Here is a 16958-nt window from a genome sequence, read left to right as displayed (position 1 = left end):
AGGGAATTGATGACTCAAACAAAGATCCTGGTCGTAGAAGATGAAAAGATCGTTGCCTTAGGTATCAAGAAGATGCTAAAGAACATGGGATACCTTGTGCCCAGCATTGCATCTTCCGGAAAAGAAGCCATCAGTAAAGCAGAGATCACATTTCCGGATCTTGTGTTGATGGACATCATGTTGAAAGGTGACATGGATGGGGTCGAAGCTGCTGAACAGATACGTCAGCTTTTCGATGTTCCTGTAGTCTACCTCACGGCATATTCCGATGAAAAGATACTGGCTCGAGCCAAGAGGACAAAACCTTTTGGATATCTTACCAAACCTTTCGAGGAAAACAGTCTTCATAGCACCATAGAACTTGCACTCCATAATTACAGAGTGGAAAAAGGGCTTGAAAAGCCTGATGAATGAGAAGGTAGTCTATTAAAAATTGCTGTGTGGTACCACACATCTAAATTAAATGATAGTTGCTTTAGTAATAGATATCTAAATTAGAAATGGATACTTTGGCAATAAATATCTAAATTAAAAATTGATGCTTTGCTATGAACACCTAAATTAAAATGGTGCTTTACTCTACATACCTAAATTAAAAGAGAAAAGCATCACAACATCAAGTTGCGATGCATAAAGTCGGAATTATTTCTTGAATTCAGTGTATCCGCATTTACCACAGGTAAGTCTGTCCTTGTGGTCTGCAAGATATACACCATCGCCGCAGCGTGGGCAGAACTGCCTCAGTCTTTCGATGGAATCGCCGGTTACTTTGTAGTAGTCTTTAACTGCCATTATGATCACTCACTGTCTGCTTCTTCAGCTGGTTCTTCGGATGCTTCGTCTTCGACAACTTCAGGCTCTGGAAGTTCGTTCCTTTTAAGGACATATTCCTTCTCGACTACCTTCATGCGATCTGCATCTTCATAGATCTTTGCGTATCCTTCAGCTGCAGATATACCGTAGCTGTTATCGAACTTCTGGAGAATGACGAGCTCGAGTGGCACGTTAAGCATTGCAGCCAGTCTGTTCTTTACATCGAGCCTTGAAGGTGTTGCACCATCGAATGTAGCATCGAACCTCACTTCCCTTCTGTTGAGAAGTGCGTTGTTTTTATCTTCCGTAATATTAATATCCATTTAATTTCCTCCGCACGTTATTGAACTGTTCTTTATGATCTTGTTTTTCAAGAATAATATCAAATAGATCCTTTATTTCTGCTTTTTTGGGTTCTGTGACCCTTACAAGTATTACACCTTTATCCGGTTGCCCATACATGATAACCGAACCTACAGGTGCCATCATCATCGCAGGTAAAGCGGCAAGATCCTCTTCGCCTTTTACGAATATCCGGACATTCTGATCGGACACTAATGCATCGCCTATCACAGATATCAGTTCTTCGGTGATCACACCAGCAGGATTATCGACTGCAATTTCAGCAAATCCCTGATGTTTCGTACCATCGACAACCTGTGAGGAAGCCGGTGCCCTTTTCGTCCTATCGTCCACGATCAGTACATCTGGAATGATGTTTGATTCGAGCAAGTGGAAAGTAGTAACATCACCCACAGATATAAGTTTTGTGGGATTACCAAGATCCTTTACCGAACTTCTGACGGCATCACCGCCTACACCTTCATACAGGATACCAAAAGGTTCCCGGAAAAGGTGACGAAGACTTTCCGGTAAAAGGATCTGTAAACCCAAAATTACCGCACCTTTAAAGCATACTTGTCGGCAACTGTCACGCCGATCATCTCTGCGATCTTAGATCGCTGAGGATCCACGATAATAACAAGTCCGCTCCAGTCAGCGCTCAAATTACTTGAACCACAGACAGGGCAGGTCTGACCTGTTACCAACCTGTGACATTCACGACATACCTGATCTACCATTAGATACACTCCGGTTTACTCATTAGATTCCTCGGATTTTGGCTTGCGTGCATCTTCCAGCCATTCCAGCCTTCCAAGAGCATGCTGACGCATGGTCAATCCGATCTTGCTGTCCCTTGGCTCTCTTTCGTTAGTGCTTACAGCAACTATACGGGCACGCACCTTGTCGCCTTCTGAAAGGGTACGATCTCCGTTCTTGCTAAGGAGCCTGCCGTTCTTACCGTCATATGACATGAAGTCGTCAGTTACCTGGCTTACGTGTAAAAGACCATCCATAGCACCTATGCTGACGAAAGCACCGAACTCAACTGTCTCGACCACAAGTCCTTCAATGACTTCCTGAAGCTGCGGGATGAACACAATAGCATCGAAAACAACATCGTAATAGACCGCTCCGTCACCAACAAGGATATGACCTTCTCCAACTTCTTCAATATCCGTGACCGCAACAATTGCACCAAGCGTCTTATCGACCCTGCCCTCAAGTTTCTCCTTTAGTGCATCCTTCACACTGATCCCGACATCCTCACCCAAAAGGCGGGGAGCCACACGGATCGTGTCCGAAAGTTTCATCCTTTTATACATATCTCGATCTCCAATATGCCCTGCATTAATCTAAACTGCCACTATAATTGTAATATGAAATGATGATCATGCTATATCCAAACGGCTCTTCTGGCGCAAACGCACAACGGCCACATCCACTTCCTTCAGACGTTTGACCAAACCGACATCATTGGTCAACACCGCTGCCCCAGTATCGAGAGCAAGCTGAAGGATGACATCATCAGCACTTCCTGTCCGTTCCACAATGGTACATCTGTCTGATAATGAAAGTGCAACCTTTGCCGCTATTCTGTTCTCACCCTTATACCTTTTGACCAGGATCTTTATCTCATTTATGACCGCCTGGGGAACAATGAGCTCATCATAGCCCAGACGTTTTAGTTCTGTAAAGATATCGACCTTGAACTGAACTGGTATCATTAAACCGTTTGTATCGATTATAACCTTCAAGCCTTAATGACTCCCACACCTATTAGTCTCCAACGGGAACCAACACGCCTGCTGATAGCAACCATAGAGCCAACTTCAGCACAGACCGGCCTCTTGAGCTTGGTCTCAGCAACATTTTCCCTGGCACTTGTTACAATACCAACAGTGGTAGCAGTTCCAACATTGAGCATCAATGGTTCACTGGTCTTGATCTTACCGATCTCGATCGGCTCATCATCTGAAATACCAACTACACGTTCAAGAAGCTTAAGGTCCAGAGTGAATGAATCGTGGGTAGGAGGTAATGTGTCTGGCAAACCTGCAACCTGACCTGTGAGCGAATCACTCTTTGTTATACTTGGGTCAAGTCCTGTACCCAATGCAAGCAATCCTCCCGGAGTTGCCTCTTCTACCTTGTCACTGCCTGCAGCGATCATATTGATAGTCGTGAATATAGGTTCCCAGTGGATAGCATTCTCGCTTTCCACCTTACGACCAGGACGGATCTCAAGTTCATCACCCGGATGCAAAGAACCAGCTGTAAGTGTTCCGCCGATGACACCACCTGCGATCTTATCGATAGATGATCCAGGCTTGTTGATGTCAAAAGATCTTGCAATAAGCATATGTGCAGGCTTGTCAAGTTTCTGCACAGGCGTTGGGATCACTTCGTTCATAACATCGATCAGCACATCGATATTGATGTTCTGCTGTGCAGAGATAGGAACGACAGGTGCATTCTCAGCAACAGTTCCCTTTACGAACTCCTTGATCTGATGATAATGCTCTATAACCTTCTCCTTTGGAACAAGGTCGACCTTGTTCTGGACGATAACGATGTTCTCGATACCGATGATATTCAAAGCCATAAGGTGCTCTTTTGTCTGTGGCTGCGGACATTCCTCGTTCGCAGCGATCACAAGGATAGCACCATCCATAATAGCAGCACCTGAAAGCATTGTGGCCATCAATGTTTCGTGACCAGGAGAATCCACAAAAGATACGGTCCTCATATCCTCGGTCTTTTCACCACAGTGCTCACATTTCTTGGCTACAGTATAACACTGGGGTTCGGGGCAAGTTGGACACTTCCTGAAGGTAGTATCTGCATACCCTAACCTGATCGAAATACCACGCTTCAACTCTTCACTATGAGTATCGGTCCATACTCCAGATAACGCGCTTACAAGCGTCGTTTTCCCATGATCGACATGACCTACCATGCCAATATTAACACAAGGCTGACTCAATTTTTGATTTCCCTCCCTATCGGGCTAAAATAAAAGTGTGATCTAATATAATTATACAAATTCAACGTAACTACTCTGAAGTTTGTGATACCATGTCATTCCTAATATATAAGTGATTTCAACCGTTATAATATCATACCATATTACTACTGATCAAAAAATGTCAGGGACATCATAGAATGAATACGAATCACATCAATAAAAAGAAAACGATGAGAGAATGATCACTCATCGTTGCTGTTATTTGAAGACCTGCTGCGATAGACGAAATAAGCTCCACCGGCGATCACTATTACCAGTACTACACCAATAATGATGCCAGTCATGCCGGAGCCACTGTCATTTGCAGATGCAGGAAGGACTTCCGTCTTGATCTTCACAGTATCTGATATACGGTCATGGCCGTCAGTATCCTCATACTTGATCTCACTATTCAGTGCATAAGCCTTCGGTACTGCAAGGTCATCTACCTTCAGCTTGAACACTGCAACAGTGCTCTCACCGGAATCGAGGGTACCAAGGAATGCCTGATCATCAGTAGTGCTGAAAGGATCGGCAGCACTTATCCTTACCGTAGCATCCTTTGCAGAAAGGTCACCCACATTCTCAAAGGTAACATACAACAAACTTTCAGAATCAGGATACAGCTTACCAGTTACGTTGGTCACTTCAAATCTTGCCTCATCCTTCACATATATATCAAAGGTCGTGTTCTGTGTGCCCATATCATACCAAAGTCCAACCTCCATATTTGTAATACCAAGGTCAGTTTCATTGTCACCATTTATCTGAACATTCTTCTGGTATCCATAATAGAGATCAAGGCGCATGGGGTAGCCGCCTGCCTCTGCATTATCCGAGATCTCGATATTAAAGCTAACAGGAGAGTCGGTCTTCTGCCCTGATACAAGAGTACCTGCTTCCTGAGGACCGGACTTTACTTTAACAGCAGGATCAAGAGGGGTCAGGATAGCAACAATACCGATAGCTGTCGTTCGCTGGGACTCATAGGACATTTCAGTTTTCTGCAACTTCTGTTCCAGCTGAGTAAGGTAAAAGTCATCTTCCTCCGATCTGAAACCCGTGATAAGACCCTTGTTCATAAGATCGAGGTTCAGTGTGACAGTATCACCGCGTTCAAACTCATTGTCGCCGAGGAGAGTCGCTGTCACGTCCGGACCACCGAATACAGTATAGTAGTTCTCATCAAAATTGAAGAACTCAGGTAGTTCCGCATTGGCTGCCGTAAACTCACCATTTGAGGGCAGTGTGGAAGATGCATGTACCGGTGCTACAAACAGCAACAATAAAGCAAGTGAGGCCATAATTGGCAAAGCGTATCTGGAATCTGTCATTTTAAACATAATTAGTCCTCTTCATAGTGTTAATTTGATAATTATTCAGTTAAAGTATTATTTTTTGTCATTCTTCTTCCGCATAGTATTGTATCCCATGTAAGCTCCTATCAGCAGTATTCCTGCAAGTGCCAGCGTAGTGATGCTTATACTGGCATCCCTTGATTTGAGCGGGACCTCAACAATAATGTTTTCCGAGAACTCAATTTCACCGTCCTCATCACAATACTTGATCTCACTGTCAATTCCGTAGTCCTTCTCCACCGCAGAGATATCTGCAGCAAGATCGAATGATGCAGTCTTGCTCTCCCCCGGTGCAATAGCACCCAGGTTCACAACTGACCTGTCGGAACTCAACGGTTTCATAACAACTATCCTGGCAAAAGCATCAGATGCTTCGACCTCACCAACATTTGTGTAGGTTACATTGATGATACCTGACTGACCGGACGTAAGCTCACCCTCCACATCAGACACAACGAACTTTGCAGCCGGTTCTACCATCACCGGGATCTGAAGAGTCGTATTCCTTGTCTTGTAGAATGTGGTGTGGTCAAGATCAGGCAGACCAAGCCTGACAGTACTTCCATCGGTCATCTCGACCTGGCTCTGGAATTCATAGCTGACAGGCAGTAAGAGCATATAAACACCAGCCGGTGCATTATCGGAGATGGTGATAGTAAAGGACATCGGATCCTCCGGCAATACTCCCGGATACAGACTATCAAGTGTCTGAATACTTGTGATCGGATCGACCTCTATATAATCTGTAGTCGAGACCATCTCAGCCTTTAGACCAAAAGCAGTGGTTCTCAATGACTCATATTCAAGCTCTTTCAGGGACTTTGCATGATCTCCATTTTTCGTATCCACATTGGTCTTGGACTTGAATCCATACAGTACTCCTCTGTTTGAGAGGACAACGCGTACCTGTGCGGTCTCACCCCTCTCGAATTCAGTGTCCCCGAGGACGGAAACATATAGATCAGGTTCACCGTAGGCATCATAATAATTGGTAGAGAACTCATAGGTCGGCTGTACGAACTCTTTTGCCCCTGCTGCAGGAGATGCAGTGACCACGAACACCGCCGCGGTCAGCAAGATAGCCACCATGACCACTGAATTCACATATCTGTTCTTTTGTTTGTTTTTACAGTTCATCAAAAGGCATCAGCCTCCGGGTCAGTACTATGTTTTACAATTTCGATCGTTTCTATATTATCTTCGAATACATCCGACATTATTTTTTTTGCTTTCCTCTTTTCACGGAAATTGTCCAGCAAGACCATCACTGGTGGGAAAACCACAAATGTTGCGAACAGGGCAAGCCCTACATCTATTACAGTGATCATGCCGAAACCGCTGATCATACTGAAATCAGATGCTACCAGAGCACAAAAACCGAAGAGTGTCGTAAGTCCGGAAGTAACTATCGCTTTTCCAATCTTGACCCCTGCTTCGGTCATTGCTTCTTCAGGATTTGCACCTCTGTCCTTTTCCTCGAAGTATCTCTCCATCATAAGTACAGCATACTCGGAACCCACACCAAGAATAAGTGCACCCAGTGTAGCTGTCATTGGATTGTATTCCATACCCAACAGGTACATCAGTCCACCGGACCAGCCAATGACCATGAACATTGTCACTACGGGCACAAGAGCCTTGAGAAGATCACGGTAGATCAGGAGCAGACCACCGAATACCATTCCCAGTCCCAGGTATGTCATAAAGATACGTCCTGACGTAAGGGCTCCAATAACTTCTATGAACACGACATTGCTTCCGGTGATCGTAGCAGTCATTCCGGGGGGTGGGGACATCCACAGAATATCATCCTGGACAATATCCGTGAGAACTTCTATCCCTTCCATACCAAGGCTTCCCATCGCATCACCAATATTCAGGTTGAGCAGAAGCATATTTTCACCGTACATGAAACGGTCCTTTTGCTGGTCAGGCATCTGTTCATACAGCAACCTTATCTCAGACTCACTTTCAGGGATCACACCACTGTTCATTGACTTGATGACACTGGCCATGCTTTCCGCTCCGTAGATATTATTCCTGCTATCCACTTCATGAGAACTGAACTCATCCATCCATTTCAGGGTTTTAGGATCTGCAACGTTGTCGGTCTTGATGATAATGTTCAGCTGTTCCTCACCACCGGTGATATCAGAAAGATGCATCAGGTCGATCAATGCCGGCAGGTCCTGTGGGACAAAGGTTTCCGTATCGGTCTGAATCCCTACCTGAGTATCAGCCACCAAGCCACCAGCACAAAGAAGAACGGCAATTAACAGGATCATGAAAGGATGTTTTATGGTGAAATGGGTTGTACGACCCAGAAGCCTATCCAGAATATCCGGTTTGGGCTCCTCCGGAGATGATGTCTTGGACTTGTTCTTGCCTGTCAGGGATAAATGTCCAAACTTCTCCTTGCGTACGGATTGCATGTTGTCGAGACCATATATCACAGTCACACCGACGAACAGGGAAGCAAGGAAGCACATCGCAATACCTATGAGAAGCAGCTTTGCAAAGTCCTGTATCATAGGAACGCTTGATGTAAGAAGGGAAAAGAATCCCAGTGCTGTGATAATAAGTGCAATAAGCACAGCAGGACCGGTATGCTTGATAGTATCCACAACCGCCTCTGCCGGCGTCTCACCACGTTCAAGCTCCTCTTCTATTCGATTATGGAACTGGATGGCATAATCTATACCCAATCCTATCAATACAGGGAATGCTGCCATTGAGACCATGGTCATTGGGATCTCCAGATAGCCCATGGCACCAAAGGTGTAAATGATACCCAGCAATACGATAGCAAGAGGCATGAGCCTCCATCTGACGTGACCGAACACGAGATACAGCACAACGATCATCAGGACGACTGAAAGCCCAAGCAATACACCCATACTTGACATCATTGCATTGTTCATGGAAACCATGAACGCCGGATCTCCTGTAACTATTACATTATAGTCAGGAGGAAATTCTGCAAGACTTACCGATGTCTCGATCTCCCCCAGGATCTCCTGTTTCTGTTCATCTGTTGTCGAACCCGCTACTTCAACATAGATAAGTGTATGAGTGCTGTCCGGCATCAGTTGTTCAGGAACATAATTATTGATCAGGAACTGCAGTTCTGCCTTGTCTTCAGGAAGTGATGCATCACCGGTAAGACCGAAGTTTGCTTCCTTGACAACCGTTGCAACACTTTGAACATCTACTACTCCGGGCAATGTCGAAGACATATGATCAAGCCGATCCATCGCCTGCAACAAAGCAGGATCACTTACCTGACCATCCTCCACTATTATAACAATGGCTTCCGTACCAAAGATATTCATATAGAGGTGATCAAAATCCTGATAGAGCTGGGAAGTCTTCTCAACAAATGTTTCGGTTCCCGATTCCATAGTTATGTTCTGTGCGCCCTGAACAGATACAAGGACGAGCAATAAGGCTACTAATATTATAGGGATAGTATTGTTCTCAATAAAGACCCCCAGTTTTCCGAATACATTTTTTATGCTGGTCGCCTCCTCATCTATTATTATTAAATGTATTATTCAGAAGTACATTTTTTATCGAGCAGTTCAATCGATCGGGCATACATATGGCGCTGTAAGTTGAGTAGGATTCGCTGTGCCTCAATAGCCTTTTCAAGCGTTTCATCATCCAGATCGCTCATACATTTTTTAGCTACTGAGAACATTTTATTGATGATCTTCTTAGTATGCTCCACACCTTTTTCAGTAATAGAGATCAACACTTTCCTGCGATCGGAAGGATCGTCTTTCCGACAGACAAAACCTTCATTTTCAAGACTATCGATAAGGCTTGTAACACTACTCTTTTTGAGTTCTAGGAATCTCGCAAGTGTCGAAGGCATGATCTCTCCCTCGTCCTATATGAGAAGAAGGGCTTTATTCATTGTCTTATGTGCACTGGTACAACCTTCATCTTTCAGGAAACATTCAGTCATGTTTCCCTCCAATTTTCTTTTGAGATGTTCCATTTCCACATGTAATTTGACGAGTTGCTCAATTTTATCCAAATTCTATCTCCTGAATCCAGTACTCAATTTTGAAACTTCAACGATTAGATAACAAAACTGTTCGATTAACTAATAGTTAGATTTTCTAATATTCGAAGCAATATATAAGGTTTTCGAGCATATCGACATGTATTCCAATAATGATAAGTGTTCGTCGATAAATGCGCGCGTTGGAAACCGGCATGAATAAAAATATATGAAAAAGGATAGAAATATAGATCTCAAAAAAGAGCAACAATCGGCGTTTTAGAAGTGAATGGAAAAACAAAGAACATGCATAAAAGAGTTGGAGGAGGAGTATCATTGGATACGCCCCCCTCGTTTGGAGTCAGCCCCTAAAAGGAGTGATAATATAAAAACGTATTTGTTAATGATTATTTACCATAGTATATAAACTTAATAAAGAGAACATAGCTATTGAATCCAAACAAAAATAAAGAGTTTAATAGCAAGGACACTCCGAATTTGAGTATGATAATGCACATAAAAAGTAACCATAAACAAAGCTGTTGAACTCATCAGACAATGCCTTAATGAAATGCAGACCTCCGAATTTATTTCGGTCAGAGATTTTTACAATAGTGTTATATACGTACCAAAACCAAATAATAATGGATATTGTTTTAAAATTAAGGGAGTTGAACGTATGTTATCTCAAAATATACCATATACTGATCTGACATTTTTTGATCTACTGGCAGCCTTGATAGTACTTGTTGCAGGTATCGTTTTAGCAAAGATATTAACAGGAATGTTCAAGAACGGACTGAAAAAAACAGAACTTCCCGAACTTGTCGCAGAATTCCTGTCCAGATTTGTCCTGGCATTAATGTACGTTGCAGTTATCCTTGCAACGGTGTCAACCCTAGGTCCTGACATCAGTTCAGTGGTTGTTGGCCTTTCAGCAGTCATAGGTTTAGTCCTTGGTTTTGGACTGCAGGACACACTGACAAACATTGCAGCAGGCGTATGGCTTGCCACACTAAGACCATTCGACAAAGGAGAATATGTATCAGTAACGGGTTACTCCGGAAGTGTCAATGCAGTCGGTTTCATGGCAACAGAATTGCTTACACCTGACAACAAAATCATCACTATCCCTAACAAGGTAATCTGGGGAAGTGCAATTGAGAATGCGACCAGAATGCCTACCAGAAGAGTTGATGTTAACGTTGGTATCAGTTACGACACAAAACTTGACCAGGCCATCCAGGTTGCTATGGACCTTATGAAAGGAAACTCAATGGTTCTTGCAGACCCTGCACCTGCCGTCGTCACAACCGAACTTGCAGATTCATCCGTAAATCTTCAGCTTCGTGCATGGGCAAATACATCGGATTACTGGGGAGTCAAAGGCGACCTTACCAACGGCATCCTGAAAGCATACAAGGAAGCAGGCATTGAGATCCCATTCCCACAAATGGATGTCCATCTGGACAAAGAGTGAATTTTTTGATATTGAAGGGGGGGGGGACTAAGAAATGACAGACAACAACCCAAGCATTCAGCCATCAGAGAACGGGCCATACCTTGTAAAGGACCTCAAGAACCTGAAGAACTCAAAAGGAGAAACCTTTGAGCCACAACCTATGATGGCACTTTGTCGCTGTGGCCAGTCATCAAACAAGCCGTTCTGTGACGGTACACATATGAAAGTGGGCTTCACAGGCGAGAAATCCGAAGACAGGCAACCTGACAGAGTGGATGATTATGTTGGAAAGGATATCACCATCCATGACAACAGAGGGGTCTGTTCCCACAGAGGACATTGTACCGACAACCTCCCATCTGTATTCAGGATGAAGCAGGAGCCGTGGATAGATCCTGATGGAGCCAGCGTTGAAGACGTAATAAGGGTTATCGAGATGTGCCCATCAGGTGCCCTGAGCTACACAAAGGACGGTGTTCTGCACAAGGAACTTGACAGGGAACCCGGCATTACTGTTACAAAAGACGGACCACATGACGTAGTCGGCGGGATAGAGCTTGATGATCCTGATGGAAATACTCCCGAATCCAAGGAACACTACACACTTTGCAGATGTGGTGCTTCAAAGAACAAGCCATTCTGTAGTGGTGAACACTGGCATGTCGAGTTCAAGGATGAGAAGAACTGATCCGAACGATTGCGAGGAATGATATGGGTAAATACAGATGTTCAGTCTGCAACTGGACATATGATGAAGAGACGGAAGGGCAGGATTTTGATTCCCTGCCCGATACTTACACCTGCCCGGTCTGCGGAGCACCGAAATCCGCATTTGTAAAGGAAGGTGGTGCAAAGGCAGGAGATGACATAAAGACAACTGTTGCTGACAAGATAGTCGAGCAGCTGGAAGCTTTTGGCGTAAGATATGTTTACGGCATACCAGGAGATTCAAATCTTCCGCTTATCGATGCCATCCGAAGGAGTGAAAAGATAAGTTTCATCCTCACACGCCATGAGGAAACGGCTGCATTCATGGCATCAGCACATGGAAAGATGACATCCGAACTTGGCGTATGCATTTCCATTGCAGGTCCCGGTTGTACCAACCTGATAACAGGACTTATGGATGCTGCAACCGACAGGAGTTGCGTACTTGCTTTTGCAGGTCAGGTGCCAGAGGTTTATCTTGGAAGCGAGGCATTCCAGGAGATCGACCAGCTCGAACTGTTCAAGCCATTCACCGAATATTCCGAGACCATTGCCAGGGAAAATCAGGCATTAAAGCTGCTCACCATGGCAGTTAAATATGCATACCGGAAACCAGGAGTCTCAGTTCTTAGTACCCCCACAGATATTCTTGCCGAGAAACTAGCCGGCCAGATCTATTCACCTGATAAGAGAGTTTTCCTGAACAAAACATCTCCAAAAGAAGAGGATGTACAAAGAGCAGCGAAACTTATCAACGACTCCGAAAATGTGACCGTCTTTGCAGGCTGGGGTTCCCGGCACAGCAGAGAACTCCTGCTGGAGATGTCACGAAAGCTCAAAGCTCCGATTGCAACCACATCAAGGGCCAAGGGAGTTATCCATGAGACCGAACGCTTCAGCGTAGGTGTCCTGGGTTCCATCGGTTCAAAGCATGCTGCACAGGCGATCAAGACATCGGACCTGATAGTCATAATCGGTTCCGGTTTCAGACAGGCCAATCTCGTACCTGCCGGTGTAAAGATAGTCCAGACAGATATCGACCCTACAAAGATAGGAAAGACATTTGATGTGGACGCAGGCATCATCGGCGATGCAGACCTTGTGCTTAAGGAACTGGTTCCCTTACTTGATGAAAAGGAAGAGAACAAAGAATTCCTCGAGAACATCGACCGGATGAAGAAGACACACAGGGAAGAATTGGAAAAAGATGCAAATGACCTTTCCATACCGATAAATCCCGGTTACGTTGTACAGGCCATAAAACGCCATGCAGACAAAGATGCTATCATATGCATCGATGTAGGGGATCATACATACTGGTTCTACAAGAAGTTCGTCTGTGAAGGGCAGAGGACATTCATATCAGCAAACATCGCCAGCATGGGCTTTGCGCTTCCTGCATCCCTTTCAGCAAAGCTTGACTATCCTGACAAACAGGTCATCTGTGTAACAGGAGACGGTGGCTTCGGGATGCTCATGGGTGATTTTACCACAGCTGTAAGGGAAAGCCTTGGGATCAACGTCATTGTCTTTAACGACGGCAAGCTCAAGAACATCAAGAAAGAGCAATTAAGGGATAACTATCCGGAATACGGAGTAAGTTTCCCAAACCCTGACTTTGCAGGATTTGCAAGATCTGCCGGCGGAGAAGGTTACAGAATAGAAGACCCCACACAACTGGACGAAGCAATAGAAAAAGCATTCAGATCAGAAAAAGCAGCACTTATTGATGTGATCGTTGACCCCAACACGACGGCTGCAAGTACAAAGAGGGTGGATTAAGGAGTTACCTCCACACCCTTCCAGAATGCAATATACCCTGCGATCTCTTTTGCAGCCGGTTTAGGGTCAGGATAATGCCAGGCTGCATCAGTATTTATTTCTCCGTTCACGGCTATGTCAAAATAGGTTGCCAGACCCTTCCAGGGACATGTTGAATGAGTATCTGTTTCCTTCAGGTATTCCATGTTCACTGAGTCCGGCGGGAAGTAAAGGTTCCCTTCAATTTCTTTGACCGCATCGCTTTCTGCAAGTACGACCCCATTCCATTTTGCTACTGCCATAATATATCCACTCCTGAATAACTGTAAAAAGAAATTGGAAAGCATCATTTATGTGGATTTTGGTCAGGCAGGTCATCCGATGTCAAAGACAGGAACACCCATGCCCTCAAGGATCAGAGCCAACTTGAACAACGGCAGCCCTACAACATTAAAGAAATCACCATTGATGCTTTCCACGAGTATGGCACCTTTTCCCTGTATCGCAAAAGCTCCGGCCTTATCGAGAGGTTCCCCGGACCTTACATAAGATGAGATCTCAACCGACGACATCTTTTTCATTTTCACATCGGTTATCTCGGATACACTAACCTCACATCCCGAATCGACATCCAGAACAGTCATGCCTGTGATCGCCTGTACGACCTTCCCGCTGATAGCAGAAAGCATTTCCTTTGCATCCCCAGGAGAATGTGGCTTCCCAAGGACCTTACCTTCACAAAGTACAACGGTATCAGCAGATATAATGATACCTGAATCGAACTTTACGGCAACGTCCCTTGCCTTGGAAAGGGAATGCTGGACAACCAGTTCGGTCGCATCCATACCTGGCTGTGGAGCTTCATCGTATGAGCTCACACAAACCTCGAAGGTATTTCCGATGATCTGAACCAGCAACTCCTTCCTCCGAGGAGATGCTGATGCAAGAACGATCCTGCGCATGATATTATATACCCTTGTAATAGTGACCTCTGGAAAACTCCACCCCTCTCCGGGGTCGAAGTTCTGCAGGCTTACCGTCAAGCACTCTTCGATATGCAGAAGTGATCTCCTTTACATCCCTCTTGCCATAAAGGGACAGGTCCAGACGCATAATATCTGCACCACAAGTCTTCAGTTCATCAATTTTATCGAGCATGTCCAGCACTTTACAATCATAGATAAGTGTCCTCTCATCCACACGCTTTACCGGATATTCCACACTCTTTGAATCAACCAGCAGAACTTCACTGCTTTCCGTAGCACTTCCCTGGTCAAGCAGAGGCTTCAGGAGGTCATGCTCTGTGATAAGCATCAGTTCCCTTCCATGCACAACTATTTCCAGCTGATGTTCCTTACCACGGCAGGAAATGTCATCACACGCATCACTTATCTCATCAAGGTTCAGCTCGGTAGACAGTGTGACACGATATGCACCGGCCCTGTAGAACTCATCTGCTGTGTAAGAATTGAAAGTGTTGAACTCCTTTTGCACCACGAAAGGCACTCCAAGCTCTTTTGCAAGTTCAACCTGACCCAGAGTGTAGCAGGCAATGCGGAAACCGTCATCTTTTGCTTTTTCCATCAGAGGCAATAGCTCCGTGAGCTCAGCTTCGTGGCTAATACGTGGTGCCATGAGAACGATCTCGGTTTTATCTCTGGCATCACCCAGTTTCCCGGCATACTCTTCCGACACCAGATCGTGGAACTTCCTGATAGGTAGGTAGACCACATCCGCACCCATATCCACAGCCTCAAACAGAGTCCCTGCATTCTTCACTTCCACACTCAGAAGTGGAGTTTGCTTTTTCTTTCTGGAAACAGTATTCCCACACTGACCTTCTGTGCAGAAGTGTGAGATATCTAATAATTGCGGATGTTTTTCTCCCTTCCTGTATTGTGCAAGGATCTTTTCAAGCAACTTTTCCGCAGCAACCCGCCTTGCCCCGGAGAGCACTCCAATTGGAATGAAAATATTCCCGTTGATCTTCATATCCACCGAAGATGCCGAAAAGGAAGTATCCCCTAATTTCTCCATTGCTGAAACGATCTGCTCTTTGGAAGTCGGGGCTTTTTGTGCCTCTTGTACCTCAAAATCATCAATTACCTCAACGCTTATTTCACCCGAGGTCATTCTGACCTTTAGCCTTTCACCAACCTCAGCAGTCACTTCGAGGCTTACAGGAAGTCCCTTTGCCTTTGTTCGCCGAAGGGTTTCCAGAAGCACCTGATCAGTTGTAAGATATACCTCATTGCCCCTGGCAACAGCCTTGCCGGTCTTTGAACTTATCTCAATGATGACCTTTTCACCTTTTTTCGCGGTCTCGATCTCATTCTCGTTAACATCCAGAAGCTTGTTGATCGCAGAACCCAACACACCTGACTTTGTGTGTATCCCCACACCATCCTTCACACGGACATCTTCTTTCAGGGTCAGAGTTAAACTGGTAGTATATTTGAAAGTCTCTATATCTTTGATCTTCCCAAGGTAAACACCATAACTTGAACTGTATTTGGAATGGACAACATCCCTCTCACCAAGAACAAATCCCTTTGTGAATCCACGGTAGAACAGTTGTGCAAGATCCTTTTCAAGAGCAACGATCTCAGCCTCTTCAGGATTTTCGCCATTGCAGATCTCTTCTACTACCCGTTTGTAAACACTTGCACTTTCTGTGACATATTCCGGCTTCTTCATCCTGCCTTCGATCTTAAGGCTTCGAAGACCAGTTCCAACGATCTCGTCAAGTTCTGAAAGAGTGCAGAGTTCAGCACAACTTATAGGGAATCTGCCCATGCCTTTAACCTTGACATTACGACCGTTCACAACAAAATTGTATGGCCTTCTGCAAGGTTGTGCACAGGCTCCACGGTTAGCGCTCCTGTCGCTCATGAAACTGCTGAAAAGACATTTGCCTGAATAAGAGTAGCAAAGTGCACCATGCACGAATATCTCGATCTCGGTGTCAGAATGCTCTACAATGTCAGTGATCTCCTTTACCGTCAGCTCCCTTGAAACGATGACACGCACAGCACCTTCGTTTGCAATAAAGTCGACACCTTTCATGCTGTGGACTGTCATTTGCGTACTTGCGTGCAGTGCCAGGTCAGGATAGGTCTCATGAAGTATCCGGAGAAGACCAAGGTCCTGCAGGATAATAGCATCAATACCAAAAGAATAGGCTTTGTCCACAACATCCAGAGCATGCTGAAGCTCCTTCTGCTTGATAGGTATGTTCAATGCCAGAAATGCTTTTACACCATGGGAATGCAGCATATCAATAGTATCTTCAAGGTCCTCCATGGAGAAGTTCTTCGCACCTTTTCTTGCATTAAGGTCTGTCACACCGAAATAAACCGCATCTGCACCACCTTTAATTGCACCGATCAACGCGTCGAGATCTCCTGCCGGAACTAGAACCTCAGGAGGAACATCACAGACCTTTTTATCATTTTTTAATATCATCAGATCACATCTTGTGGAAGGGATCCACCCATA

The 16958-nt window shown here is 44.9% G+C and carries 18 protein-coding genes; 4 read left to right on the top strand and 14 right to left on the bottom strand.

The window, feature by feature from the left end; translation table 11 throughout:
• The first annotated feature begins 9 nt into the window (after nt 1–9).
• A complete protein-coding gene (locus LI82_RS04680) occupies nt 10–414 on the top strand; it encodes a response regulator (RefSeq protein ID WP_048193870.1) in 405 nt (134 codons plus the stop codon).
• A gap of 228 nt (nt 415–642) precedes the next feature.
• On the opposite strand, the gene LI82_RS04675 is transcribed toward LI82_RS04680, so the two are convergent.
• From LI82_RS04675 to LI82_RS04625, 11 genes are all read right to left on the bottom strand, one after another.
• Nucleotides 643–792, bottom strand: a complete 150-nt coding sequence (locus tag LI82_RS04675) for a 30S ribosomal protein S27ae (protein WP_048193869.1) — start codon at nt 790–792, stop codon at nt 643–645.
• A 5-nt stretch (nt 793–797) separates the two neighbouring features.
• Nucleotides 798–1136 carry a 30S ribosomal protein S24e gene (locus tag LI82_RS04670; protein ID WP_048193753.1) on the bottom strand — a complete coding sequence of 113 codons (339 nt, stop codon included), beginning with the start codon at nt 1134–1136 and terminating at the stop codon, nt 798–800.
• Nucleotides 1126–1707, bottom strand: coding sequence for a GTP-dependent dephospho-CoA kinase family protein (locus tag LI82_RS04665; RefSeq protein ID WP_048193752.1), 582 nt, complete (start codon nt 1705–1707; stop codon nt 1126–1128). Before LI82_RS04665 ends, LI82_RS04670 begins: the two co-directional genes overlap by 11 nt.
• Before the next feature lie 2 nt (nt 1708–1709).
• Nucleotides 1710–1895: a transcription elongation factor subunit Spt4 gene (gene spt4, locus LI82_RS04660; RefSeq protein ID WP_048193751.1), complete on the bottom strand. Its 186-nt coding sequence runs from the start codon at nt 1893–1895 to the stop codon at nt 1710–1712.
• Between the two features lie 15 nt (nt 1896–1910).
• Nucleotides 1911–2480, bottom strand: a complete 570-nt coding sequence (locus LI82_RS04655; RefSeq protein WP_048193750.1) for a DNA-directed RNA polymerase — start codon at nt 2478–2480, stop codon at nt 1911–1913.
• 66 nt (nt 2481–2546) lie between these two features.
• Nucleotides 2547–2912, bottom strand: a complete 366-nt coding sequence (locus LI82_RS04650) for a DNA-binding protein (RefSeq protein WP_048193749.1) — start codon at nt 2910–2912, stop codon at nt 2547–2549.
• Nucleotides 2909–4141 (bottom strand): translation initiation factor IF-2 subunit gamma, encoded by a 1233-nt coding sequence (locus LI82_RS04645; protein ID WP_048193748.1) that lies wholly within the window; start codon nt 4139–4141, stop codon nt 2909–2911. Before LI82_RS04645 ends, LI82_RS04650 begins: the two co-directional genes overlap by 4 nt.
• Before the next feature lie 224 nt (nt 4142–4365).
• Complete coding sequence (locus LI82_RS04640) at nt 4366–5505, bottom strand: COG1361 S-layer family protein (RefSeq protein WP_048193747.1); 1140 nt, start codon at nt 5503–5505, stop codon at nt 4366–4368.
• 48 nt (nt 5506–5553) lie between these two features.
• On the bottom strand, nt 5554–6657 hold the full coding sequence (locus LI82_RS04635; RefSeq protein WP_048193746.1) for a COG1361 S-layer family protein: 1104 nt from the start codon (nt 6655–6657) through the stop codon (nt 5554–5556).
• Complete coding sequence (locus LI82_RS04630; RefSeq protein WP_394297409.1) at nt 6657–9014, bottom strand: hydrophobe/amphiphile efflux-3 (HAE3) family transporter; 2358 nt, start codon at nt 9012–9014, stop codon at nt 6657–6659. The genes LI82_RS04635 and LI82_RS04630 overlap by 1 nt, the downstream gene beginning before the upstream one ends.
• Before the next feature lie 56 nt (nt 9015–9070).
• The gene (locus LI82_RS04625; RefSeq protein ID WP_048193745.1) at nt 9071–9397 is read right to left on the bottom strand and encodes a MarR family winged helix-turn-helix transcriptional regulator; all 327 of its coding nucleotides are present in this window, start codon (nt 9395–9397) and stop codon (nt 9071–9073) included.
• A gap of 811 nt (nt 9398–10208) precedes the next feature.
• Between LI82_RS04625 and LI82_RS04620 the strand changes: the two genes are divergently transcribed.
• From LI82_RS04620 to LI82_RS04610, 3 genes are read left to right on the top strand one after another with little or no spacing between them, the layout of a single operon-like run.
• Complete coding sequence (locus LI82_RS04620; protein ID WP_048193744.1) at nt 10209–11009, top strand: mechanosensitive ion channel family protein; 801 nt, start codon at nt 10209–10211, stop codon at nt 11007–11009.
• Between the two features lie 34 nt (nt 11010–11043).
• On the top strand, nt 11044–11679 hold the full coding sequence (locus tag LI82_RS04615; protein WP_048193743.1) for a CDGSH iron-sulfur domain-containing protein: 636 nt from the start codon (nt 11044–11046) through the stop codon (nt 11677–11679).
• 23 nt (nt 11680–11702) lie between these two features.
• A complete protein-coding gene (locus LI82_RS04610) occupies nt 11703–13481 on the top strand; it encodes a thiamine pyrophosphate-dependent enzyme (protein ID WP_048193742.1) in 1779 nt (592 codons plus the stop codon).
• Here the strand turns inward: LI82_RS04610 and LI82_RS04605 are convergent.
• The 3 genes from LI82_RS04605 to LI82_RS04595 all read right to left on the bottom strand — a co-directional run bounded on the left by LI82_RS04605 (nt 13478) and on the right by LI82_RS04595 (nt 16925).
• On the bottom strand, nt 13478–13762 hold the full coding sequence (locus LI82_RS04605) for a DUF427 domain-containing protein (protein ID WP_048193741.1): 285 nt from the start codon (nt 13760–13762) through the stop codon (nt 13478–13480). The genes LI82_RS04610 and LI82_RS04605 overlap by 4 nt on opposite strands.
• A gap of 72 nt (nt 13763–13834) precedes the next feature.
• On the bottom strand, nt 13835–14422 hold the full coding sequence (locus LI82_RS04600; protein ID WP_048193740.1) for a Maf family nucleotide pyrophosphatase: 588 nt from the start codon (nt 14420–14422) through the stop codon (nt 13835–13837).
• Between the two features lie 4 nt (nt 14423–14426).
• On the bottom strand, nt 14427–16925 hold the full coding sequence (locus LI82_RS04595; RefSeq protein WP_048193739.1) for a DUF3656 domain-containing U32 family peptidase: 2499 nt from the start codon (nt 16923–16925) through the stop codon (nt 14427–14429).
• Nucleotides 16926–16958 lie beyond the last annotated feature (33 nt).

The sequence above is a fragment of the Methanococcoides methylutens genome, from assembly GCF_000765475.1.
GTDB classification, from domain to species: domain Archaea; phylum Halobacteriota; class Methanosarcinia; order Methanosarcinales; family Methanosarcinaceae; genus Methanococcoides; species Methanococcoides methylutens.
This window is presented reverse-complemented; position numbering and strand designations above follow the sequence as displayed.